The organism is Aeromicrobium sp. YIM 150415, from assembly GCF_016918125.1.
GTDB lineage: Bacteria > Actinomycetota > Actinomycetes > Propionibacteriales > Nocardioidaceae > Aeromicrobium > Aeromicrobium piscarium.
In genome coordinates this window covers 53,187-75,996 of sequence record NZ_JAERWM010000027.1, presented here as the reverse complement: position 1 = coordinate 75,996, position 22,810 = coordinate 53,187, and the positions used below count along the sequence as shown (strand labels likewise).

The window sequence follows — 22,810 nt, the reverse complement described above, 5'->3', positions numbered from 1 at the left end:
GCGGGGTGCGGGGGGCCCCGCGGGGGGGCTCACCCGGGGGGCCCGGGGGGCCCCCCCCCCCCCGGGGGGGGCCGGACCCTGCCCCACGAAAGGACACAGAACATGAAGCACACGACGATGGCACGAGCAGCCCTCGCCGCGACCATCGGCGCGGCGGGTCTACTGGCCCTGCCGGCGACGGCCTCGGCCGAGCAGACGGACGCCGCTGAGACCTGCGAGGTCACCGGGGGATCCCTGAGCTGGGGCATCAAGGAGAGCTTCCGCGCCTATATCTCCGGAAGCATCGCCAACGGCAGCTGGGAGACCAGCGACGGCGCCACCTACGAGACGCCGTCCTTCGGCTGGACACCCGCCACGGGATCGATCGACCCTCAGACGGGGGCCGGCCAGGTGTCGTTCACCGGCACCGTCCACTTCACCGGACATGACGGCATCCTCGACATGACGCTGGCCAATCCGACCGTCCAGTTCGGCGAGGACGGGAATGCGACGCTGCTTCTCGATACCCGGGGTACGGACACATCCGGTGCTGTCGCGGTCGACGTCACCCAGGAGCCCATCGCCGAGCTCGGCGCTCTCGGACCGATCGACGCCGAGAGCGGCACGGCAACATTCGCCGACGTGCCGGTCGCCCTCTCCGAGCAGGGCGCTCCGGCCTTCGCGGACTTCTATGCTCCCGGGGAGGCCCTCGACCCGCTGACGGTGTCCTTCGAGTTCGCCTGCGCCGAGCCGGAGCCCGAGCCGACCGAGGAGGCGGCGGACGACGAGTCCGATGTCGAGACGACCGCTGCGGAGTCCGATGACTCGTCCGGCACGCCGTGGCTTCCGATCGGCATCGGTGCCGCGGTCGTCGTCGTGGTCGCCGGAACCGGCACGGCCCTCTACCTGCGCCGCCGAGGCAACCAGGCCGGGTGACGCGCCAGCGCCCGCTCCGCGGGTGACCGATGATGATGCGTTGTGGTCGCGATGGCGACCACAACGCATCATCATTTGTCGCGGGGAGGGCCGAAGTCGATGCGTTACGGCGGCGATGGCGACCGCGATGCATCATCATCCGTCCCGGCCTCCGCCGCGACAACGGATGCGCCCACGTCAGTGGTGAGGATGTGCCGAGGCGGGCACGCCCACACCGTGGTGGCGGAGCAGGTAGCGGCTCGCGCCGGCGCCGAGTGCGGTGACGACGGCGATGACGATCATGACCACGAGGTAGGCATGGTCGAAGGCCGCCCGTGCGGTCTCGATCAGATCCGAATCGCCGTTCGCGTAGAGCAGCGTCGTCGCGAGGCTGTCGCCGGCCTCCGGCGGGGCGCCCGCCGGGAGGGTCAGCGTGGCGGTGTAGACGAGCGCGACCAGGCTGCCGATGAAGGCGACCGCGGTGAGATTGCCGAACTCATAGGACACCTCCTCGACCGAGGACGCCATGCCCGCGCGGTGGGCGGGAGCGTTGCCCACGATGGCCGTCGACGCGACACCCATGACGGCGCCGAGCCCGAGCCCCGTCACGACGAGAGCAATGACGAAGACCGGGATGGGGGCGGTGAAGGTCGCGGCGGCGAGGACGACCCCGATCGTCGTCACGGCGAGGCCCCCGGCGATCAACAGGCGCAGTCCGACGCGATGCAGGAAGCCGCCCGCGAGGAGGGCCGTGGGCGCCGACCCCAGCGCCGCCGCGGTGACCAGCAGTCCGGACTGTAGGGGAGTGAACTCCTCGACGAGCTGGAATCGCTGAGTCGTGACGAGTTGGAGACCGCCGAGGACGAACATCGTCAGCGCGGCGGCCAGGACACCGGCCGAGAAGGCGTTGTTGCGGAAGATCGCGAAGTCCAGCAGCGGATGGGCGAGCCGCATCTGACGCCGGGTGAACAGCGTGAGGGAGACGACGGCGACTGTCACGGCGATGCCGACGATGGGCCACGACGGCGGCAGACTGGCGAACTCCTTGATCGCGATGACCACGGACACCAGTCCGGCCATCGCGAGCAGCGAGGACGTCAGATCCCAGGTCTGGCGCTCGTCGGTGCGATCGGGTGGAGCGATGAGGAAGGTGCCGATCAACGCGATGACGACCACCGGCACGTTGATCAGGAAGACCGACCCCCACCAGAAGACCTCGAGGAGGGCACCCCCGATGATCGGGCCGATCGCGGCGCCGACGACGGCCACCGATCCCCACACCGCGATCGCGAGATTGCGTTCGCGGACGTCCTCGAAGGTGACCCGGATCAGCGCGAGGGTGGCCGGCATCATCGACGCGGCGCCGACCGCGAGGAAGGCGCGGGCCCCGATGAGCACCCCGGTGGAGGGCGCGTACGCCGCGACGAGTGAGGCCACGCCGAAGACCGTGAGGCCGATGCGGAACATCAGCACATGTCCGAGCCGGTCACCGAGGGTTCCCGCGCCGAGCAGCAGACCCGCCATCACGACCGGGTAGGCGTTCATGATCCACAGCGACTGCGACGTGCTCGCGCCCAGCTCCTCGATCAGCGTCGGCAGCGCCGTGTAGAGGACGGTGTTGTCCAGGGCGATGAGCAGGAGGGCACTGCTGACGACCGCCAGCAGCGACCAGCGACGAGCCGGGGAGATCATCGGCGGTCCTTTCGGTCGGCAACGTCCAAACTGTACCGGATGGACGGTACAGTTTGGGTGACGAGTACGTCACCAGGAGGTCATCATGCGCGTGAGCAAGCGCGAGCACATCCTCGACACCGGACTCGCGATCATCGAGCGCGAGGGACTCACGGCCCTCACCTTCGAGGCGTTGGCCGCCGAGTCGGGTGTCACCAAGGGCGGACTGCTCTATCACTTCCCCTCACGCGAGGCGCTGGTCGAGGCGATCCACCACCATGTGGCCGAGCAGTGGAGCGCGGCGGTGCAAGGCGCCGCGGGAGGCCGTGAGGCCGAGGACCTGGACGACCGCGAAAGGGTGGAGGCCTATCTGCGATCGACCACCGAGGCGACGCGGGCCGAGCTCCTGTTGATGCTCGAGGCGGCCGACAATCGGTCGCTGCACCGCGTCTGGCGGGATGTGCTCGACCGCTGGGCCCCGGCGAACGGCAGCGACGATGACGCCGGTGTGCGCCGGCTCATCGTCCAGCTGGCCGCCGACGGTCTCTGGCTGCACGCGGCGATCGGCGGCGAGCCCCTCCCGGAGAAGCTCCGCGCCCGCGTCGACCGTGAGCTGGCTGCCCTGCTCGATCAATGAGGGTGGCGAGCCTGATGTCCGGCTCGCCGGGTGGCGTCGGGAGTCTCGCCGAGCACCCGTCGGTACTGGCGACCGAAATGGGCCTGGTCGGCATAGCCCAGCTCACCTGCCAGTCCGGCGAGGTCGATATCGGGATCGGCGAACAGCCGGGTGGCGGCCTCCTGCAGCCGTCGGCAGTCCAGCAGCCACTTGGGGGAGACCCCGAGACCTCGTGACACGAGGCGTTCGAGAGTCCGGGTGGAGAGCTCGAAGCGTGCCGCGAGGTCGTCGACCCGGGTGAGCGAGGAGTCCTGCTCGGCCTCGGCGCAGACGGCGTTGAGCAGGCGCCCCGCCCGTGGGACCCGGTCGGCGGCGGGCTCCAGCCATCGGCGCAGCGCGGCGGCTAGGGCCTCGGCATCGTCGGCATCGGGCAGCTCGGCGGGCGGGGCGATCTCCTCGCTGCCGGCCACGAGCTGACGCGGGGGCGTGGAGGTGAGCGCCGGGAGCGCGGCCGGGCGCAGCAGCAGCCCGATGGCCCACCCGTCTCCGGACAGCTCACGGATGTCGACCGACGGGTCGAGCCCGTAGAGGCGGGACTGCGCCGCCATGATGACGATATTGCCCGCCGGATAGGAGAGGACGCGCTGAGGCCGCGTCTCACCCTCGGGGATCGACCAGCGCACGACCCACACGTGCCGCACGAGATCGTCGAGGCCGATCGCGAAACGGTGGAACCGCACCTGAGGATCACCGGGGTTCACATGTCCCTTGGACTCGATCACAGGCACCTCTTGTCGGATTCGTTCAAGACGACGTGGGTCGTGCGGCGCGACGATCGTCTCTATGAGCGATCACCCTAAGGCCGTGTCCGGACAGTTCACCGAGGACGGCATCCCGCACGGCAGCACCAGTCTCACCCCGCACCTCGTCGTGACACCCGCGAGCGACGCGATCGCGTTCTACGAGGACGTCTTCGGCGCGACGGTCGAGGACGTCACCCGCTTCGGCGACGTCATCGCCCATGCCGATCTGGATCTCGGCCACGGTCGTCTCACCCTCAGCGATCCGATGGAGCAGTATGGGCTCGTCGCGCCGAGCGGCGAGGACGCGGTGTCGGCCTCGTTCGCGGTCTACGTGTCCGATACGGACACGGTGGTCGAGCGGGCTGTCGAGCGCGGCGCCACCCTGCGCGAGCCGGTCGACACCTTCGTGTCCGGAGACCGCTTCGGGTCCATCCTCGACCCGTTCGGCGTGCGGTGGGCCGTCATGACCCGCGTGGAGGATCTCTCCGCCGAGGAGAGCCGGCGCCGCGTCGCCGCCTGGGCCGCCGAGCAGTAGAAGGGTCAGCGGCGGACGGCGGCGAGATCGCGGATCGTGCGGCCCTTCGCGATTCCCTTCGCCTCGAACTTGGTGACCGGACGGCCCTCGAAGCGCGTGGACCAGTCGCCGGAGAAGTCGAAGTCGTCGGCGCGCGACAGCACGTCGCGCATCTGATCGGCGTAGTCCTCCCAGTCCGTCGCCAACCGCCAGGTTCCGCCCGGTCGCAGCACGCGAGCCGCGAGGGGGAGGAACTCATCGGTCACCAGCCGGCGCTTGTGGTGGCGCTTCTTGTGCCAGGGGTCCGGGAACCACACCCGCAGCTCCTCCAAGCAGGCCTCCGGCAGCATCGTGGCGAGCGCCTGGGCCGCGTCGACGACCGCGAGACGGAGGTTGGTGACACCCTCGTGGCGCATCGTCACGAGGGTCTGGGCGACGCCGGGCACGTAGACCTCGAGTCCGAGGAAGTCCGTGTCGGGGTTCTGCGCCGCGGCGTGGACGAGCGCCTCGCCGCGGCCGCTGCCGATCTCCATGACCAGCGGCGCCCCGCGTCCGAACACCGTGACCGGATCGAGGCGATGCGCGGTGTCGACCGACGTGCTCGACACCGCGCGCGGCACGTCGAGGACATAGGCATCGGCCAGTTCGTCCCACGCGTCCTGCTGGCGCTCGGTCAGCCGCCCACCGCGACGGATGAACGACACGATCTCGCGGTGATACTGCGGGTCGACGGTCTCCTGGTTCACCAGAACACTCTACGAAGCGGGTCCACGGGGGTAGTGATCCGGTTGCCGCGTTCCACTACAATGGGAGGACTAGAGCACATCACACGACCCGGAGGAACTGATGCGCAGCAACAATCCTGTCTTCGCGCGAAGCGAAGAGTTCAACCGGGCCACGACGCCTCATTCGGATCCGTCCCAGTGGACGATCGACCTGAATGGCGACGCCGGCTCGGCCACCCCGCAGGCACCTGCCCGCACCGATCGGATGACGGTCGACTCCGTGGTCGAGAAGACGGGCATCACGCTCGGTCTCGTCGCGCTCGCCGCTGCCGTCACCTGGTTCCTCACGCCGTCGCTCGACACTCCGGGTGCTCTGGGCGTCACCATGACCTTCGCGATGGGCGGCGCGATCGTGGGCTTCGTGCTGGCGATGGTCAACTCCTTCAAGAAGGTCATCAGCCCCGGTCTCGTGCTCGCGTACGCCGCGGTCGAGGGTGTCTTCGTCGGCGGTTTCTCCAAGGCGATCGCCGGCATGTTCGCCGAGGGCAGCCCGGGCATCGTGTTCCAGGCGGTGCTCGCCACGATCATCGCCTTCGCCGCGACGCTCGGTGCCTACAAGTTCTTCAACATCCAGGTCACCGAGAAGTTCCGCAAGATCGTCACGATCTCGCTGTTCGCCTTCGTCGGTGTCATCATCGTCAACTTCATCCTCAGCTTCACTCCGCTGGTCAATGAGGGCGGGCTCCGTGGCTTCGGCATGCTCGGCCTGCTCGTCTCGGCCGTCGCCGTGGTGCTCGCGGTGTTCATGCTGATCCTCGACTTCGACTACGTCGAGAAGGGTGTGGCCGCGGGCCTGCCGCAGCGCGAGTCCTGGCGCGCGGCCTTCGGCCTCACCGTCACGCTCGTCTGGCTCTACATCGAGATCCTGCGCATCCTCGCGATCTTCGCCAATAACGACTGAGGTTCCGCTGACACGAAGGGCCGGCACCCCCACCAGGGTGCCGGCCCTTTCGCCTGCCCGGACGCCTCGCCCCGCCAGGTGGCGGTAGACCTTCAACCTCACCTCGCGGGTAGGGGTAGGCCATCAACCTCACGTCCCCGGCGGGGGTAGCCTGTCAACCTTTTCGGGTCTCGATGACGTTGCTGGCCTACCGCTGCTGGAGGCCCGGGCTCGATAACGTTGCTGGCCTACCGCCACGAGGGGGAGAGGGGCGCAAGCGGGCGTCAGCGACGACGTCGCAGCACGCGGGCGAGGCGTCCGTCGCGCACGACCTGGGTGCCACCGTGCTCGCTCGCCTCCGTGGCGGCGCGGGCGACGCTCATGTAGTCGCGAGGCGCCCCGGTGTAGTCCTCGGAGCGTCGCTCGCGCCAGGCCGCCGCAGCGCCCGCGTTGAGGAACGAGACCATCGTGGCGTAGCCGACATCGGAGGGATGGAAGCGATCCTCTCCGAAGAGGACGTCCCCCTTGGAGACGAACAACGGGCCGAGCAGGTCCGCGAGGGTGACGGCCCGGCCGCCCGCGGCGAGGGTGGCGACCAGCTGACCCCGTGCCATCTTGCGGCTCAGGATCCGCGCGGCGACCCGCAGCGGCTGCGGCAGCTGCTTGACGGTGCCGAGGTCGGGGCAGGTGCCGACCACGACATCGGCACCGAGGGAGCGCAGCTCGGCGATGGCCGCCGCCAGCAGGCGTCCCGCACGCCGCGGGGGCACCTGATGGGTGACGTCGTTGGCGCCGATGATGATGATGGCGAGGTCGGGTCGATGGGAGCGACCCTCGGCGACCTGCTCGCGCAGGTGCGACGAGCGCGCTCCGACCTTGGCGACCGTCGCGATGTCGACCGGCGTGTCGATGAGGTGGGACAGGCCGAGCCCGATGAGAGCAGCGGGGGTCTGATCGGCCTGCTTCATGCCGTACCCCACCGCCGCGGAATCGCCCATGAGCAGGACGCGGAGCGGCGTGCCGGGAAAGTCGACGCCGTACACGCCGTCCGAGAGCGGGGGTACCTCGTCGGTGGTGCCGATGCGCTTGCGTGCGAGGAGGACCTCGCCGATGAGGAGCCCATACAGACCCGACAGGGCGACGAGGGCGCCGGCGGCGGCTTTCGTCGTCTTGTCCGGAAGTGCCATGACTCCATCCTAGGGATCGCCTCCGACGCCGCGGGCGAGGCCGTTGGGCCAACGAACTTCCGGCGTAGGACACTACGATGGCCGCGTGAGCGAACTCGTACCCAACCTGCGTGACATCGGCGGAGTGGCGTCGGCTGACGGCACGCTGCGCACCGGTCGTCTGCTGCGCAGCGCGTTGCCCCTGGCCGACGATCGTGCTCCCGAGGGTGTCACCTGGCCTCCCCGGGTGGTCCTCGACCTCCGATCGGCGGGAGAGGTCGAGCCCCAGCACCCGCTCGCTCACACCGGAGCCCAGGTGCGGTCGTTCCCGCTGCTGAGCGCACTGCGCCCGGGGGTGGCGCCGCCGGAGAGTCTCGCCGATCTGTATCTGCTGATGCTCCGGACCTCGGCACCCCCTCTGGTCGAGGTGATCGACCAGATCGCGACGGCTGACGGGCCCACCCTCGTGCACTGCGCTGCGGGCAAGGACCGCACGGGCGTCTCGATCGCGCTCGCCCTGTCCCTCCTCGGAGTCCGGCGCGACGACATCGTGGAGGACTATCTGGTCACCGCGCAGCACGAGAACGAGATCGAGGCTCGTTTCCGAAGGGTCTTCGGCTCGCGTCGCGCGGAGGTGCCCGCCGCGTACTTCGCCACGCCGGTCGAGGCGATCTCCGCGGTCCTCGACGCCTGGCAGGCCCACGACGACGGCGTGCACGGCTGGTTCCGCGCCGCCGGCGGCGACGCGAGCACCGTCGACCGTCTTCGCGAACGGCTCGTGGGATGATCGGCGACCACACGATCCCGGCCCGGGAGGTCCCGCTCGGGGGCCTGCGCCAGCTGACGGTGCACCGCACCTTGCCGAGCCGTGCGTTGCCCACCATCGGTGCCTGGTGCTTCGTCGACCACTTCGGCCCCACCGACGAGGCGATGACGGTGCTGCCGCACCCGCACACCGGTCTGCAGACGGTGACCTGGCCGCTGAGCGGCGAGATCCGCCATCGCGACAGCCTGGCCAGCGATGTGGTGCTGAGGCCCGGCGAGCTGAATCTGATGACCTCGGGCGATGGTGTCTCCCATTCGGAGTTCTCGGTGGACACCCCTGCGGGCGAGCAGATGCACGGGGTACAGCTGTGGGTCGCCCTGCCCGATGCCGACCGGCGCGGCCCAGCCGGGTTCGACCACCATGCCGAGCTGCCGCGGATCGAGGCCGACGGCTGGAGCGCGACCGTGCTCATCGGAGAGTTCGGCGGCCGGCGGTCGGCCGCCACCGTGTTCTCGCCGCTCGTGGGAGTGGAGCTGCGTCTGCGAGCGGGCACGCACGAGCTCCCGCTCGACCCGTCCTTCGAACACGGCCTGCTCGCCGTCGACGCACCGATCGCGGTCGATGGCGTGGGGGTGGACCATCGCCTGCTGCGGTATCTGGCGCAGGGTCGAGAGCGGGTCGAGATCGCCGCGGAGACGGATACGACCGTGATGCTGCTCGGCGGGGAGCCCTTCGAGGAGGAGCTCGTCATGTGGTGGAACTTCATCGGCCGTACGCACGAGGACATCGTCCGGGCGCGTGAGGACTGGCAGGAGCAGGCCGCGCGTTTCGGACATGTCGACGGACATGACGGTCAGATCATCCCGGCGCCGCCCATGCCGGAGCTGCGCCTGAGGCCTCGCCGGCGTCGCCTGGAGGAGTGAGAAGGGCCTTTCAAACGGCCGACCCCTTCCGCTCGGCCTGCCGTTCGGATACTGTCAGTATCCGAATGACTTGGAGGTTCCATGACCTACTTCACCGGGCGGGTCGCCGTCGTCACGGGTGCCGGATCGGGGATCGGCCGGGCGCTGGCCGTCGAGCTCGCCAGGCGCGGCGCGCGCGTCGCGATGAGCGATGTCGACACCGCGGGACTCGCGGAGACCGCCGAACTGGCGTCGAGGTACGGCGCTGACCTGCGCAGCGATCACCTCGACGTGACGGAGCGCGATGCGGTCCTCGCGTATGCGGCGTCCGTGGCCGAGGAGTTCGGCACCGTCAACATCGTCATCAACAATGCGGGCATCGCCTTCACCGGCGATATCGAGGAGATGGAGTTCAAGGATCTCGAGCGGGTGACCGATGTCGACTACTGGGGCGTCGTCAACGGCACCAAGGCCTTCCTGCCGTATCTGGTCGCCTCCGGTGACGGGCACGTGGTCAACGTGTCGAGTGTCTTCGGTCTGATCTCGGTACCCAGCCAGGGCGCGTACAACGCGGCGAAGTTCGCCACGCGGGGTTTCACCGAGGCCTTGCGGATGGAGATGATCGCCAAGCGGCGCCCGGTGTCCGTCACCTGTGTCCACCCCGGCGGCATCAAGACGAATATCGCCCGAAGCGCGGGACAGAGCGCCGGTCGCGACCACGATGCGCTCGCGTCGTCCTTCGATCGCATCGCACGCACCAGCCCGGAGAAGGCGGCCCGGGTCATCCTCGGGGGTGTCCAGAAGCGCAAGGCGCGGGTGCTGATCGGCGCCGATGCGGTGGCGATCGACGCGCTGGCTCGTATCGCCGGGCCGGCCTACCAGCGGCTGGTGGCGGCGGTCGGCACGCGAAGCGGGCTGTGATGGTCCGCAACGCCTGGTCGCAGACCTTCGAACATCCTTCCGGCCGTCTGCCGATCGCCGGCGATGCCCGGCAGTTGCGCGACGGCACGCCGCTGCGCAATGTCATGCGGCTCGCCCCGGAGTTCGGTGAGATCTTCGAGATCAAGGTGTTCGGCCAGAAGTTCGTCTTCGTGCAGAGCGCCGAGTTGGCTGCCGAACTGTGCGATGAGAAGCGTTTCCACAAGGCGCTGTCGCCGGCGCTGGCGGCGCTCCGCGAGTTCGTGGGGGATGCGCTCTTCACGGCCTACGACGGAGAGGAGAACTGGCAGCGCGCCCACGACATCTTGATGCCGGCCTTCTCCCGGGACTCGATGCGCGGCTACCACGCGACGATGCTCGAGACGGCCGCCGAGATGTTCACGGTGTGGGATCGCCTCGACGGCCCGATCGATGTCACCGCGGACATGACCAAGCTGACGATGGAGACGATCAGCCGATGCGCGTTCAGCCGCGACTTCGGCTCGTTCACCTCTCGTGAGGTGCATCCTTTCGTGCCGGCCATGGTGGCGGCGCTGACGACCGGCATGCGCAAGGCATCCCTCGACACGATCCCGGGCGGCAAGCGCATCGCCCGCAAGATCGACGAGGAGAATGCCGACCACATGGCCTATGTCGATGAGCTCGTCGACGGGCTCATCAGCGATCGTCGCGCTGGAGGAGAGAAGCGCGGTGACCTGCTCGATCTGATGTTGCGGACCGAGCATCCGCAGTCGGGGGAGCGGCTCTCGGATCTCAACATCCGCCACCAGATCCTGACCTTCCTGGTGGCCGGGCACGAGACCACGTCGGGCGCCCTGAGCTTCGCGCTGTACTACCTCTCGCGGAATCCGTCCGCGCTCGCGGCCGCGCATGCTGAGACCGACGCGATCCTGGGCGATGACCGGGACGCCGAGCCGACCTTCGAGCAGGTCCCGAAGTTCCGCCACCTGCGCCGTGTCCTGGACGAGGCGCTGCGCCTCTGGCCCACGGCCCCGGCCTTCGCGCGCAGCCCCCGCGAGGAGACGATGCTGGCCGGCAAGTACCGGATGCGGCCCGATGACTGGGCGCTCGTCGTGCTGCCCCTGACGCATCGTGACCCGGCCGTGTGGGGCGAGGATGCCGAGGAGTTCAACCCCGACCGATTCCTGTCCGAGAACAGCCGCGGGCGCGCCAAGAACATCTACAAGCCCTTCGGCACCGGAGAGCGGGCCTGTATCGGGCGGCAGTTCGCGCTGCACGAGGCCATCCTCGTGCTTGCCCGCATCCTGCATCGCTATGAGCTCGTGGGCGACCCCGACTACGAGTTGAAGATCGAGGAGCGGCTCACGATCGTGCCGCGCGGGCTGCGACTGCGGTTCGTGCCGCGAACCCCGGCGTCGGCGGGTCATGAACCGGCTCCGGGCGGCGACGGCGGAGGCGATCGCTGCCCGATCGCGCACTGAGGCTCAGGGCATCGACACGCGGCCGTCGCGGTCGATCGTCCAGTCCGGATTGTGGGCGATCTCCCACAGGTGACCGTCCGGATCGGCGATATAGCCCGAGTACCCTCCCCACGGGGTCGGCTCGGGCTGCTTGCGTAGCGACCCGCCCGCGGCGAGGGCCTCGGCGACGATCTCGTCGACGCCGGCCCGATCGCGGGCGTTGTGGGCCAGGGCGATGCCCCCAAAGGTCGCCCCGGTGTCCTCGACTCCAGCATCGGCCGCCAGCTCCTGACGGCTCCACAGGGCGAGGACGATGCCGGGTAGCTGATAGAAGGCGACCTCGGGCTCGTCATTGTGCTTGACGAACCCGAGGCCGTTCTCGTAAAAGGCTCGCGATCGGGCGAGGTCGGCGACGCCGAGGGTCACGAGGCTGAGTCGTTGCTCCATGCTCGCACCGTAGCGCCGCCGTCCGACACCTCGCGCGACTTCTTACTCCAGCTCGTTGCCGGCCGGTCCCTCGGAGATGGCGATCCGCGTCGGCTCGGTGCCGGCGTAGACATTCGCCACGCGGATGCTCAGCACGCCCTTGTCGTACGAGGCGCTGACCGCGTCCGCTCCGACGTGCGAGGGGAGGGTGAAGGTCCGCTCGAACTGGCCGTAACGGATCTCGCGGATGCTGCGGCCCTCGGTCTGCTCGTCACGCTCGTCGCGACGCTCGCCGCGCACGACCAGGCGGTTCTGCACGACCTCGACGGTGACGTCGCTGGCGACATCGATGCCCGGGACCTCCAGACGTACGACGACGTCATCGCCGTCACGATGCGACTCGGCGGCCGGCATGAAGTCCGTGCGGACCGACTCCGGCCACGCGGATGGCCCGAAGGCCGAGCGCATCAGGTTGTCGAAGGGGTCACGGCGGGTGAACAGGGAAAGAGTGGTCGACATGATGTCCTCCTTCGTCAGGTCCGGTCCCCATGACCGGTATGACTTGAGTGTAGGAGACTCAACTTTCTTGATTCAAGTCGTTCGCTAGGAGCGAAAAGCCTGCAAGCGCAGCCCTGCCGCGGCGGCGATCTGTCCGTAGTCGGCGGCGAGGCTCTCGCGGGTGGCGTGCGCGTTGAGTCCACTCGGGTTCGGTGCGATCCACAGCTGGGCCTTCACGAGATCCGCCGGCTGGCGACCTGCCTGTGCCCGGAGCTCGCCGAAGGCCTGCCGATAGGCGGTCACGCCGAGCACAGCGACGACGCGTGGCTCGCGGTCGGCCACCAGCGCCTCGAGACGCGTGCGCCCGGCGCGCAGCTCCTCCGCGGTGAGGTCATCGGCCCGCGCCGAGGCGCGAGCCACGAGATTGGTGATCCCCACGCGTCTCGCGCTCAACTGCGCCGACGCCTCCGCCGGGTCGATGGAGTCGACGAGGCCCGCATCCCGCAGTGCGGGATAGAAACGATTGCCACGCCTCGCGAAGTGCAGGCCGGTGGCCGCGCTCACCAGTCCGGGGTTGATGCCCACGAACAGCAGCCGCAGGTCATCGGGCATCACATCGGGGATGGTCCGGCCGGCGAAGGACGCCAGCTCGGCTCGCGTCCACGAGGTCACGCGTACTGCACGCCCGTCGCGTGCAGCGGGCAGTAGCCGAAGGGGTTCCTCACCAGATACTGCTGATGCCCCTCCTCGGCGTAGAAGTACTCGTCCAGGGGCTTGATCTGCGTGGTGATCTCGCCGTAGCCGTGCGCGGTCATCTGACGCTGGTAGGCGTCCTTCGAGGCCTCGGCCTCGCGCTGCTGCTCGGGTGTGGTGGTCAGGATGATCGACCGGTACTGGCTGCCGCGATCATTGCCCTGGCGCATGCCCTGCGTGGGGTCGTGGTTCTCCCAGAACACCTTCAACAGGTCCGCGTAGCTCGTGACCGAGGGATCGAACACCACCCGCACGACCTCGGCGTGGCCGGTCTGGCCCGTGCAGACCTCCTCGTAGGTGGGATGTGGCGTGATGCCCCCGGCGTAGCCGACCGAGGTCGACCAGACCCCCGGCTGCTCCCAGAAGGTCTTCTCCTCGCCCCAGAAGCACCCCAGGCCGAACACGGCGATCTCGAAGCCCTCCGGGCCATCGGTCTCGATCGGGTTCCCGGTCACGAGATGACGGTCGCCGACCGCGAACGGACGCTGCGAGCGTCCCGGCAGGGCGCTCTCGGCCGTGGGCAGCGTGGACTTGTCGCGACCGAAGATCATGGGCGGTCCTCTCCTCGGGAGTCGAAGGTTTCCCAGCAGGTCGAGTCTACGCGCGCGGGCCACCGGTCGAGGCCGGGCGAGGCGCTCATCCTGGTCGACGTCGCCGGTCGCGTGCGGCGGTGGGACGACGGCGCACACGAACTGTTCGGCTACGCCGCCGGGCAGGTGCTCGGCCAGCGCGTCGATTTTCTGATTCCGGCGCATCTGCGTGAGGCGCATTGGCACGGATTCACGCGCGCTATGTCCCAGCCTGAGGTCAAGGACATGCGGGCCGATATGCCCGTGCTGTGCGCCGACGGTCGGATCCGTTCGTTCGTCGGCCGGCTGCTGGCGCTGAGCGACGGGTTGAACCAGGCCGTAGGCGCCGTCGCGATCTTCACCGATGGCGGGAGTGTGGGATTCGATCCGTTCGGGTGACGGGGTGAGGTCATGCGTCGATGTCGTGCATCCGTGCGTGCAGACCTCGGATCTCTGCTCCCAGCTCCGGAACGGGCCCGCGGGTCGGGATCCGCGGGGCCACCTGGGTGATCGGCAGCGGTGCCACCGGTCCGGCGGGAATGCCCCAGGTCCGGTGCCACTCGGTCAACTGAGCGCTGCTGGTGGCGAAGACGATGGTGCCCAATCCGACCCAGGCGTGCGCCGCGCTGCACATGGGACAGTGCTCACCCGAGGTGTAGACGGTACTGCCGGCGCGCTGCTCCGATGTGAGATGCGCCGCACCCCATCGCGCGATCTCGAACTCGGGATGGCGGGTGTGGTCGCCTCCCTTGACGCGATTGCGATCCTCGAAGACCACTGTGCCGTCCGGGTCGACGAGCACGGAGCCGAAGGGCTCGTCTCCGTCCTCGAGCGCCTCGCTCGCGAGCTCGACGCAACGCCGCAGATGGACAAGATCGGTCTCGGTGATCGCCGCGCCGTCAGCCATGGCTCCACGGTACTCAGCGGCGTCCGGTTTTCGCCGTAGGCTCAGACATGTGAGCGCCGAAGATGCACCGGCCGGTGGCCGACGTTACGAAGTGCCCCTCGGGGTCGAGATCGCTACCGCGTGGTCGTGGCGGCTCATCGTCATCGGTGCCGGGGTCCTCGCCCTCGCCTGGGTGATGGGATTCTTCTCCGAGGTCACTATCCCCATCGCGGTGGGCCTGCTGCTGACCGCGCTGTCGATCGGCACGGTGGACGCTCTGACGCGGCGCAAGGTGCCGCGGATCCTCGCGACCTTCATCGTCGTGATCGGGATGCTGCTCGCCCTCAGCGGACTGGTCACGCTCGTGGGGACGCAACTGTCGTCGCAGTTCAACGAGATGCGCGACTCCGTGGTCGAGGGGATCTCCCAGGTGCAGGACTGGGCCAAGAACGGGCCGCTGAACCTCAGCGACGCCCAGCTCTCGCAGTGGATCGAGCGGCTGCAGTCGGCCATCGCCTCCAGCGATTCGTCGGTCATCAATCAGGCGACCGAGGTCGGCTCCCGGGTCACGCACTTCGTCGCGGGCTTCTTCATCGCGATCTTCGCGGCGTTCTTCTTCCTCTACGACGGCGCCAGGATCTGGAACTGGGTCGTGCAGTTCTTCCCGCGTGCCTCGCGCAGCAAGGTCCGGTCGTCCGGCCGCGCCGCGTGGGGGTCGCTCACCGCGTTCGTCCGCGCGACGGTCCTGGTCGCCCTGGCCGACGCGATCGGCATCGCGCTGGTGGCGGTCGTGCTCCAGGTGCCGCTGGCCCTCGCGATCGGTGTCCTGGTCTTCCTCGGTGCCTTCGTGCCGATCGTCGGCGCCCTCGTCTCGGGCCTCGTCGCCGTCTTGGTCGCGCTGGTGGCCCACGGGCCGGTGACCGCACTGCTGATGCTGGGCGGGGTCATCGCCGTCCAGCAGATCGAGTCGCACGTCCTGCAGCCCTTCCTCATGGGCCACATCGTGGCGATCCATCCGCTGGCGATCATCCTCGTCATCGCCAGCGGGATCGTGGTCGCGGGCATCGTCGGCGCGCTCCTCGCCGTCCCCTTCGCCGCCTGCGCGAACAGTGTCGTCAGACACCTGGCCGAGGGTGAGCCACCCACCACGGATGGCCTCCTCGGCGACGAAGCGCAACCCACCTGAGAGCGAAGCTCGTCATGTCCTCCGGGCTTCAGCAGGGCTGAAGCCCGGATGAAGCGATCCTGAGAGTTTCTGGTAATGTCGAGCGTCGGTTGACTTTTCGTCGACCGCCAGAGCAAGAAAACGGCAGAGGCCTGTGCGAGACCGGGGGGATGAACCGCGGGCCGGAAGATGAGGCATCTGACGTGGCATTGATCGAAGCAGAGCACCTCTACAAGGTGTTCGGCCGTGGCGCCAAGCGCGCGGTCGGACGACTCCAAGCGGGAGAGTCTCGCGACGACCTACGAGCCGATGGCATCACCGCAGCCGTCATCGACGCGAGCTTCCGGGTCGAGCGTGGCGAGATCTTCGTGGCCATGGGCTTGTCCGGCTCGGGCAAGTCGACGCTGATCCGCATGATCAACGGTCTCCTCACCCCGACCGACGGCACCGTGCTGATCGACGGCGAGGACATCAACGCGCTCGACTCGCAGGGTCTGCGTCGCGTCCGGCGCGAGAAGGTCAGCATGGTCTTCCAGCACTTCGCCCTGCTGCCGCACCGCACCGTCGGCGAGAACGCCGCGTACGGACTCAAGCTGCGTGGCATGAACCGCGCGGAGCGTGAGCGGCGCGCCGACGAAGCGCTGGGCATGGTGGGCCTCGGGGGCTGGGGCGGATCGATGCCCGATGAGCTCTCCGGCGGCATGCGTCAGCGCGTGGGTCTCGCTCGCGCTCTGGCGGCCGGTACCGAGATCCTGCTGATGGACGAGGCGTTCAGCGCCCTCGACCCGCTCATCCGTCGTGAGATGCAGGACCAGCTCCTGGAGCTGCAGTCCGATCTCGATAAGACCATCGTCTTCATCACCCACGACCTCAACGAGTCCATGCGCCTGGGCGATCGCATCGCCATGCTGCGCGATGGCCGCGTCGAGCAGGTCGGATCGTCCGAGGAGATCCTCAACAATCCGGCCAACGACTACGTCGCGCAGTTCATCCAGGACGTCGACCGCACCCGCGTGCTGACCGCGTCCTCGGTGATGGAGCGTCCCGTGGCGGTGCTCGGCCTCGAGCAGGGGCCTCGCACGGCACACAAGCTCATGCGCGAGCACCAGATCTCGTCGCTCATGGTGGTCGACCGGCAGCGCAACCTGAAGGGCGCGGTGCTGGAGAAGGACGTCGCCGCCGCGGTGGAGCGGGGCCAGGACACGCTCGACGGCCTGGTGTTTGCGGCCGTCACCGTCACGCCCGAGGTAGCGGTGGCCGACCTGTTCGGCGCATCGGCCGAGAGCCCGGCGCCGCTCGCGGTCGTCGAGGGTGAGCGACTCGTCGGTGTCATCCCCCGCGTCACACTGCTCAGCGCCCTGGGCGCCGTGGGCGGTCACGACGACGGCGCGCAGGGCACCAACGGAATCGGCTCCACCGCACACCTCGAGGGGGCGAGCTCATGAGCGCACTGCGCAGTATGGAGACCGTGGAGTGGGGGATTCCCCGCATCCCGCTCGGCGATGTGATCGAAGACGCCATCAACTGGGTCAAGAGCACCTTCCGCTGGTTCTTCAATTTCATCGCCGATGTGATCGAGGCGGCCGTCAACGGGCTGACCGATCTCCTGCAGTGGCCGCCGGTCCTCGTGACGGTCGTGATCCTGGCGGCGATCGCCTGGCTGGTGCGCGACTGGAAGCTGGCGCTCGGCTCCGTCGTGGGCCTGCTGTTCATCGTCAGTGTCGACCAGTGGGACAACGCGATGGCCACCCTCTCGCTGGTGCTCGTCGCCGCGCTGGTGGCGCTGGTCATCGGCATCCCGCTGGGCATCTTGTCGGCGCGCTCCGAAGCCGTCAGCCGGGTCGTCCGGCCGGTGCTCGACCTGATGCAGACCATGCCGGCCTTCGTCTGGCTCATCCCCACGGTGATGCTGTTCGGTCTCGGCGTTCCCGCCGGCACCGTGGCGACGATCGTCTTCGCGCTGCCGCCGGGCGTGCGCCTCACCGAACTGGGTATCCGCCAGGTCGACTCCGAGGTCGTCGAGGCCGGACAGGCCTTCGGCGGCACACCACGGCAGATCCTGGGCGGTATCCAGATGCCGTTGGCGATGCCCACCATCATGGCCGGCGTCAACCAGGTGATCATGCTGGCGCTGTCCATGGCCGTCATCGCCGGCATGGTCGGCGGTGCGGGTCTCGGTGGCGCCGTCATCACCGCGATCCAGCGGTTCAACGTCGGCCTCGGCTTCGAAGCGGGCCTCTCGGTGGTCGTGCTGGCGATCCTGCTGGACCGCATCACCGCGGCCGCGGGTGCCGGTGGCCTGGGCCGCTTCAAGGGCCGTCGCCGCGCACGCGAGGACAAGGACGCCCGGCAGCAGTCGGCGGAGGCCGGTGACAAGCCGGTCGGCGTGCACATCGCGAATGGCCCCTGATCCACCCGACCCCTCGAAACACACCAGACGTACGTAGTAACGATGAGGAGAGAAACTGTATGAAGCGTAAGGGATTCCTGAAGGGCCTCGGCGTCGCCGCCAGCGTCCTCGCACTGACCGCGACCGCGGCCTGCGGTTCGGACGACAACGGCGGTTCGGATGACAATGCCGACGGCGGCGGAACCATCACGCTGGGCATCATCCCCTCCTGGACCGATGGCCTGAGCGTCGGGTACCTGTGGAAGAACGTGCTGGAGCAGGAGGGCTACGACGTCGAGATCGAGGAGGTCGCCGACGCCGGTCTGCTGTACCAGGGCCTCGCCGACGGTTCCATCGACGTCTACCCGTCCGCCTGGCCCGAGGTCACGCATGCGGCCTACATGGAGCAGCACGGCGATGCGCTCGAGGATCTGGGCGCGTACTACGAGGGCGCGGTGCTGACCATGGCCGTCCCGGAGTACACCGATATCGACTCGATCGCCGATCTCAAGGACAATGCCGACCAGTTCGGCGGCGAGATCGTCGGCATCGAGGCGGGCGCCGGTCTGACCGACGCCACGAAGAACAGCGTGATGCCGGCCTACGAGCTCGACGACGACTACACGCTGGTCGAGTCCTCGACCACCGCGATGCTGGCCGCGCTGTCGGACGCCATCGACAACGAAGAGGACATCGTCGTCACGCTGTGGCGTCCGTTCTGGGCCAACTCGGAGTTCCCGGTCAAGGACCTGGAGGACCCCGAGGGCGCCTTCGGTGATCCCGAGACGCTGAACGCGATCGCCAACGCGGACTTCTCCGATGAGTTCCCGGATGTCGCGGAGATGATGGGCAACTTCAAGCTCAGCGATGACGAGTACGGAGGCCTCGAGGACATCGTCGTGAACGAGTACGGCGAGGGCAATGAGGAAGAGGCCATCGAGGCCTGGCTCGAGGACAACCCGGACTTCATCGACAGCCTCAAGGGCTGAGTCCGACCCACGACCGACGCCCGGTCGTCACCCGTCTCGGCGGGTGACGGCCGGGCGTTCGTCATCCATGGGCACCACTCAAGAATCGCTGATCGCCGATGCGTGAGCAGGAGCGGTGACTTACGCACGTCTCACCTACGTGGGCGGTGACTTACGCACGTCTCACCGGTCGTGAGAGGTGCCTATCTCACCGCCCGTCGGGCCGTGACGTGCGTAAGTCACCGCTGGTTCGTGGGAGGCTGCCTGCGTCGTCGCCCGGAGTCGGGGTCGCGCCCCGATGCATCGAAGGAGCGGCGCTTCCCTAAGGTGGATGCGTGAATCTCGACGATGTGCGTGCTGCCCGCGACCTGCTTTCCGGCGTCACCGAGGTCACTCCGCTCGCGCATTCGCGTTGGCTCGCCGAGATCGCCGGCGCACCGATCCATCTCAAGTGCGAGAACCTGCAACGGGCGGGCTCGTTCAAGGTTCGCGGCGCGTACGTCCGCATCGCACGGTTGAGCGAGGCGGAACGAGCGCGCGGCGTGGTGGCGGCGAGCGCCGGGAACCACGCGCAGGGGGTGGCGTTGGCCGCGCGTCAGCTCGGGGCGGTAGCCACGATCTTCATGCCGGAGGGCGCCGCGCTGCCCAAGGTGCAGGCGACCCTCGGCTACGGCGCCGACGTGCGATTCGCCGGCCGAGATGTCACCGCCGCGCTGGAGGCTGCCGAGGCCTTCAGCGAGGAGACCGGTGCCATTTTCATCCACCCTTTCGACCATCGCGACATCCTCGCGGGGCAGGGCACGGTCGGTCTCGAGATCCTCGAGCAGCAGCCCGATGTGCGCACGATCCTGGTGCCGCTCGGCGGCGGAGGACTGGCCGCGGGTATCGCCCTGCTGCGATCTGAACGACCGGATATCCGCGTCGTGGGGGTCCAGGCCGGGGCAGCCGCCGCCTGGCCGGGCTCGCTGGCGAGCGGTGAGCCGGTCCTCACCGATCTCGGCCCGACGATGGCCGACGGTATCGCCGTCGCCCGGCCGGGTCAGGTGCCCTTCGACGTGATCGACGAGTATGTCGACGAGGTCGTCACCGTCGGCGAGGACACTCTCAGCACAGCTCTGATCGGACTTCTCGAACGCGCCAAGCTGTTGGTCGAGCCGGCAGGCGCGGCAGGTGTCGCGGCGCTGCTGGAGCACCCCGATGCCTTCGAGGGCCCGGTCACGACGGTCCTGTCGGGAGGCAATATCGACGCCCTGTTGTTGCTCGAGGTGATCCGTCACGGTCTGGCCTCGGCGGGGCGTTTCATGATGTTCCGGGTGCGGATCTCCGATCGTCCCGGCGAGCTCATGCGGTTGTTGACCGAGTTGGCCAAGAACGACGTGAATGTGCTCAATGTCAATCACGACCGGGCCTCCGAGGCCTTGGGTGTGCGTCAGGTCGAGGTCGCTCTGCAGGTCGCGACGCGCGGCCCCGAGCACCGCGAGAACCTGCGCTCCCGTCTCCTCGACCTCGGCTACGACCTCATCTGAACGAGGGAGCCACCTGCGCGCGGTGGCGGTAGGCCATCAACCTCTCGTCGCCGGTGGCGGTAGGCCATCAACGCCATCAGCGCCCGATGAGGTTGATGTCGTACCGCCCGAACCGCGCTACGAGTCGTCCGAGCCGGCCCGCGACCTGTCCAGATAGGCCCGGCCGCGAGTGCGTCTGCCTCGGTCAGGGCTGACGTGTCGATCCGGTCGAGGCGATCGACCCGGATATCCCTGCGACGACGAACGCCCCGGCCGAGGGCCGGGGCGTTCGCGCGAGCGGGTTCGCTCAGAAGGGCTTGGCGTCGACGATCTCGACCGACAGGCTCTTGCCGTTCGGCGCCTCGTAGGTCGCGGTGTCGCCGACCTTCTTGCCCGAGATCGCCGCGCCGAGCGGCGAGGTGGGCGAGTAGATGTCGAGGTCGACACTGGAGTCCATGCTGAGCAGCTCACGCGAACCGAGCAGGAAGGTCTCGGTATCGGTGTCGCCCTCGAAGCGGATGGTGATCTTCATGCCGGGCTCGACGAGGCCGTCGTCCGCGGGGGCCTCGCCGACCTCGGCGCGACGCAGCATGTCCTCGAGCTGGCGGATGCGGGCCTCGGTCTTGCCCTGCTCCTCACGAGCGGCGTGGTAGCCGCCGTTCTCCTTCAGATCGCCTTCGTCGCGGGCGGCTGCGATCTTGGCCGTGATATCGGTGCGCACCTCGTTCTTGAGATGATCCAGCTCAGCCGACAAGCGGTCGTAGGCCTCCTGAGTGACCCAGATGGTGTCAGACTCGGTGGGCGTCATGATGCCTCCTCCACGTACGGAACCCCGGGTCACCACCCGGGGTTGAATAACCGACTCTACCAGGGATCAGGCCGGTTCACATGTCCGGATGACAGCCGTGGTGGCACGATGCTCGGTGATGATCTCCGCGGTCACCCTCGTGTTGCGGGGGGAGGCGGGCACCTCGACGACGGTCTCGCCGACGATCGCCTTGCTCTCGGCTTGCGCATAGACCTCGCACTCGAGGGCGACGTCCTCGCTGCGGTAGACATTGATCGTGATGGTGGTGAGGTCCTCGCCCTGCACCTCGTAGCCGAAGACCTCCGACTGATAGGGAGGGACATCGTCCCAGGCGGTCCAGGCCGCCCACGCGACACCGAGGCTGATGCCGACGACCGCGACGAGAGGCAGCACCCAGCGCGGCACCGTCCGCTTGCGGCCGTAGCGCTCGGTCAGGTCGGTCATGACTCCATTGTCACAAACGGCCCGCGAGACCGGGCCGCCGCCACCTGCGTGGAAGGATGGACCTCGTGGACGAACGACTTCGACTCATGCACGTGCACGCCCATCCCGACGACGAATCGAGCAAGGGCGCTGCGTCCACGGCCAAGTACGTGGCCGAGGGCGTCGATGTGCACGTCGCGACCTGCACGGGCGGTGAACGCGGTTCCATCCTCAACCCGGGATTCGAGCATCCGGGCATCGTCGAGAACCCCGAGCTCATCACGGAGATCCGTCGCGAGGAGATGGACCGCGCCCGCGAGATCCTCGGTGTGACTCAGGACTGGCTCGGCTTCGTCGACTCCGGCTGGCCCGATGGCGACCCCAAGCCTCCGCTTCCCGAAGGCTGCTTCGCCCTGGTGCCGATCGAGGAGGCGGCCGCGCCTCTCGTGCGCCTCATCCGCTCGTTCCGTCCGCACGTGATGACCACGTACGACGAGAACGGCGGCTACCCGCATCCCGATCACATCAAGTGCCACGAGATCAGCGTCTACGCCTTCGAGGCAGCGGCCGATCCCGAACGCTACCCCGAGCTGGGGGAGCCGTGGCAGGTCAAGAAGCTGTACTACCACTTCGGCTTCTCGCGGGCGCGTACCGAGGCGATCGACGCGGCCATGAAGAAGCACGGTCTGGAATCGCCCTATGCCGAGCGGCTGGCGCGCTCCTTCGACCCCGAGCGGGAGAAGCGGGTCACGACACGGGTGGAGTGCGCCGACTACTTCGACACCCGCGACGCCGCCCTCATCGCTCACGCGACGCAGATCGACCCCAACGGCTTCTGGTTCGCGGTGCCTCGCGAGATCGAGAAGGAGGCCTGGCCCACCGAGGACTACGAGCTCGTGAAGAGCTTCGTGGACTCGCCGCTGCCCGAGGACGACCTCTTCGCCGGCTTGCGCTGATCCCTCGGAGGTGGCGGTAGACCATCAACCTCACCTCGCGGGTCGAGGTACGTGGTCAACCTGATCGTGTCTCGATGACGTTGACCACGTACCGCCGACGAGGCGGA

The 22,810-nt window shown here is 68.5% G+C and carries 26 protein-coding genes; 15 read left to right on the top strand and 11 right to left on the bottom strand.

Annotated features, from left to right (window positions below; translation table 11 throughout):
- Window positions 1-102: 102 nt before the first annotated feature.
- Complete coding sequence (locus JL108_RS16855; RefSeq protein WP_205199301.1) at window positions 103-915, top strand: HtaA domain-containing protein; 813 nt, start codon at window positions 103-105, stop codon at window positions 913-915.
- Window positions 916-1,092: 177 nt separating this feature from the next.
- Here the strand turns inward: JL108_RS16855 and JL108_RS16850 are convergent, their stop codons facing one another.
- The gene (locus JL108_RS16850) at window positions 1,093-2,586 is read right to left on the bottom strand and encodes an MFS transporter (RefSeq protein WP_205199300.1); all 1,494 of its coding nucleotides are present in this window, start codon (window positions 2,584-2,586) and stop codon (window positions 1,093-1,095) included.
- An 85-nt stretch (window positions 2,587-2,671) separates the two neighbouring features.
- On the opposite strand from JL108_RS16850, the gene JL108_RS16845 reads away from it, so the two are divergent.
- Complete coding sequence (locus JL108_RS16845) at window positions 2,672-3,202, top strand: TetR/AcrR family transcriptional regulator (RefSeq protein WP_205199299.1); 531 nt, start codon at window positions 2,672-2,674, stop codon at window positions 3,200-3,202.
- Here the strand turns inward: JL108_RS16845 and JL108_RS16840 are convergent.
- Window positions 3,196-3,963 (bottom strand): helix-turn-helix domain-containing protein, encoded by a 768-nt coding sequence (locus tag JL108_RS16840; protein WP_205199298.1) that lies wholly within the window; start codon window positions 3,961-3,963, stop codon window positions 3,196-3,198. The two genes, JL108_RS16845 and JL108_RS16840, sit on opposite strands and share 7 nt — an antisense overlap.
- Before the next feature lie 61 nt (window positions 3,964-4,024).
- Between JL108_RS16840 and JL108_RS16835 the strand changes: the two genes are divergently transcribed.
- On the top strand, window positions 4,025-4,519 hold the full coding sequence (locus JL108_RS16835; RefSeq protein WP_205199297.1) for a VOC family protein: 495 nt from the start codon (window positions 4,025-4,027) through the stop codon (window positions 4,517-4,519).
- 5 nt (window positions 4,520-4,524) lie between these two features.
- Here the strand turns inward: JL108_RS16835 and trmB are convergent, their stop codons facing one another.
- Window positions 4,525-5,244, bottom strand: coding sequence for a tRNA (guanosine(46)-N7)-methyltransferase TrmB (gene trmB / locus JL108_RS16830; protein WP_307837305.1), 720 nt, complete (start codon window positions 5,242-5,244; stop codon window positions 4,525-4,527).
- Window positions 5,245-5,344: 100 nt separating this feature from the next.
- Between trmB and JL108_RS16825 the strand changes: the two genes are divergently transcribed.
- Window positions 5,345-6,184: a Bax inhibitor-1/YccA family protein gene (locus JL108_RS16825; RefSeq protein WP_205199296.1), complete on the top strand. Its 840-nt coding sequence runs from the start codon at window positions 5,345-5,347 to the stop codon at window positions 6,182-6,184.
- 263 nt (window positions 6,185-6,447) lie between these two features.
- Here the strand turns inward: JL108_RS16825 and JL108_RS16820 are convergent, their stop codons facing one another.
- The gene (locus JL108_RS16820) at window positions 6,448-7,350 is read right to left on the bottom strand and encodes an SGNH/GDSL hydrolase family protein (RefSeq protein WP_205199295.1); all 903 of its coding nucleotides are present in this window, start codon (window positions 7,348-7,350) and stop codon (window positions 6,448-6,450) included.
- An 85-nt stretch (window positions 7,351-7,435) separates the two neighbouring features.
- On the opposite strand from JL108_RS16820, the gene JL108_RS16815 reads away from it, so the two are divergent.
- From JL108_RS16815 to JL108_RS16800, 4 genes are all read left to right on the top strand, one after another.
- Window positions 7,436-8,116 carry a tyrosine-protein phosphatase gene (locus tag JL108_RS16815; protein ID WP_185973166.1) on the top strand — a complete coding sequence of 227 codons (681 nt, stop codon included), beginning with the start codon at window positions 7,436-7,438 and terminating at the stop codon, window positions 8,114-8,116.
- The gene (locus JL108_RS16810) at window positions 8,113-9,018 is read left to right on the top strand and encodes a pirin family protein (RefSeq protein WP_205199294.1); all 906 of its coding nucleotides are present in this window, start codon (window positions 8,113-8,115) and stop codon (window positions 9,016-9,018) included. The genes JL108_RS16815 and JL108_RS16810 overlap by 4 nt, the downstream gene beginning before the upstream one ends.
- Window positions 9,019-9,099: 81 nt before the next feature.
- Entirely contained in the window at window positions 9,100-9,918 is an 819-nt protein-coding gene (locus JL108_RS16805) for an SDR family oxidoreductase (RefSeq protein WP_143914178.1), read from the top strand.
- Window positions 9,918-11,378 (top strand): cytochrome P450, encoded by a 1,461-nt coding sequence (locus JL108_RS16800; protein WP_205199293.1) that lies wholly within the window; start codon window positions 9,918-9,920, stop codon window positions 11,376-11,378. The genes JL108_RS16805 and JL108_RS16800 overlap by 1 nt, the downstream gene beginning before the upstream one ends.
- Window positions 11,379-11,381: 3 nt before the next feature.
- Here the strand turns inward: JL108_RS16800 and JL108_RS16795 are convergent, their stop codons facing one another.
- The 4 genes from JL108_RS16795 to msrA form a co-directional block, all read right to left on the bottom strand.
- Entirely contained in the window at window positions 11,382-11,804 is a 423-nt protein-coding gene (locus tag JL108_RS16795; protein ID WP_143914179.1) for a VOC family protein, read from the bottom strand.
- A gap of 42 nt (window positions 11,805-11,846) precedes the next feature.
- A complete protein-coding gene (locus JL108_RS16790; RefSeq protein WP_143914180.1) occupies window positions 11,847-12,302 on the bottom strand; it encodes an Hsp20/alpha crystallin family protein in 456 nt (151 codons plus the stop codon).
- 84 nt (window positions 12,303-12,386) lie between these two features.
- Window positions 12,387-12,953, bottom strand: coding sequence for a mismatch-specific DNA-glycosylase (locus tag JL108_RS16785; protein ID WP_307837304.1), 567 nt, complete (start codon window positions 12,951-12,953; stop codon window positions 12,387-12,389).
- Entirely contained in the window at window positions 12,950-13,585 is a 636-nt protein-coding gene (msrA, locus tag JL108_RS16780) for a peptide-methionine (S)-S-oxide reductase MsrA (protein WP_205199292.1), read from the bottom strand. The genes JL108_RS16785 and msrA overlap by 4 nt, the downstream gene beginning before the upstream one ends.
- Between msrA and JL108_RS20040 the strand changes: the two genes are divergently transcribed.
- Window positions 13,493-14,002 (top strand): PAS domain S-box protein, encoded by a 510-nt coding sequence (locus JL108_RS20040; RefSeq protein WP_240191406.1) that lies wholly within the window; start codon window positions 13,493-13,495, stop codon window positions 14,000-14,002. The genes msrA and JL108_RS20040 overlap by 93 nt on opposite strands.
- A 10-nt stretch (window positions 14,003-14,012) precedes the next feature.
- Here JL108_RS20040 and JL108_RS16770 read toward each other — a convergent pair whose 3' ends face one another.
- On the bottom strand, window positions 14,013-14,510 hold the full coding sequence (locus tag JL108_RS16770; RefSeq protein WP_205199290.1) for a nucleoside deaminase: 498 nt from the start codon (window positions 14,508-14,510) through the stop codon (window positions 14,013-14,015).
- Between the two features lie 49 nt (window positions 14,511-14,559).
- Between JL108_RS16770 and JL108_RS16765 the strand changes: the two genes are divergently transcribed.
- The 5 genes from JL108_RS16765 to ilvA all read left to right on the top strand — a co-directional run bounded on the left by JL108_RS16765 (window position 14,560) and on the right by ilvA (window position 20,537).
- Window positions 14,560-15,675, top strand: a complete 1,116-nt coding sequence (locus tag JL108_RS16765) for an AI-2E family transporter (RefSeq protein WP_307837303.1) — start codon at window positions 14,560-14,562, stop codon at window positions 15,673-15,675.
- Between the two features lie 182 nt (window positions 15,676-15,857).
- A complete protein-coding gene (locus tag JL108_RS16760; protein WP_143914184.1) occupies window positions 15,858-17,099 on the top strand; it encodes a glycine betaine/L-proline ABC transporter ATP-binding protein in 1,242 nt (413 codons plus the stop codon).
- Between the two features lie 14 nt (window positions 17,100-17,113).
- A complete protein-coding gene (locus JL108_RS16755; RefSeq protein WP_143914239.1) occupies window positions 17,114-18,064 on the top strand; it encodes a proline/glycine betaine ABC transporter permease in 951 nt (316 codons plus the stop codon).
- A 59-nt stretch (window positions 18,065-18,123) separates the two neighbouring features.
- Window positions 18,124-19,032, top strand: coding sequence for a glycine betaine ABC transporter substrate-binding protein (locus JL108_RS16750; protein WP_143914185.1), 909 nt, complete (start codon window positions 18,124-18,126; stop codon window positions 19,030-19,032).
- A 314-nt stretch (window positions 19,033-19,346) separates the two neighbouring features.
- The gene (ilvA, locus tag JL108_RS16745; RefSeq protein ID WP_143914186.1) at window positions 19,347-20,537 is read left to right on the top strand and encodes a threonine ammonia-lyase; all 1,191 of its coding nucleotides are present in this window, start codon (window positions 19,347-19,349) and stop codon (window positions 20,535-20,537) included.
- 286 nt (window positions 20,538-20,823) lie between these two features.
- On the opposite strand, the gene greA is transcribed toward ilvA, so the two are convergent.
- Complete coding sequence (gene greA, locus JL108_RS16740) at window positions 20,824-21,324, bottom strand: transcription elongation factor GreA (RefSeq protein ID WP_143914188.1); 501 nt, start codon at window positions 21,322-21,324, stop codon at window positions 20,824-20,826.
- Between the two features lie 66 nt (window positions 21,325-21,390).
- Window positions 21,391-21,768, bottom strand: coding sequence for a DUF4307 domain-containing protein (locus JL108_RS16735; protein WP_205199288.1), 378 nt, complete (start codon window positions 21,766-21,768; stop codon window positions 21,391-21,393).
- Between the two features lie 56 nt (window positions 21,769-21,824).
- On the opposite strand from JL108_RS16735, the gene mca reads away from it, so the two are divergent.
- Window positions 21,825-22,703, top strand: coding sequence for a mycothiol conjugate amidase Mca (gene mca / locus JL108_RS16730; RefSeq protein WP_205199287.1), 879 nt, complete (start codon window positions 21,825-21,827; stop codon window positions 22,701-22,703).
- Window positions 22,704-22,810: the final 107 nt, after the last annotated feature.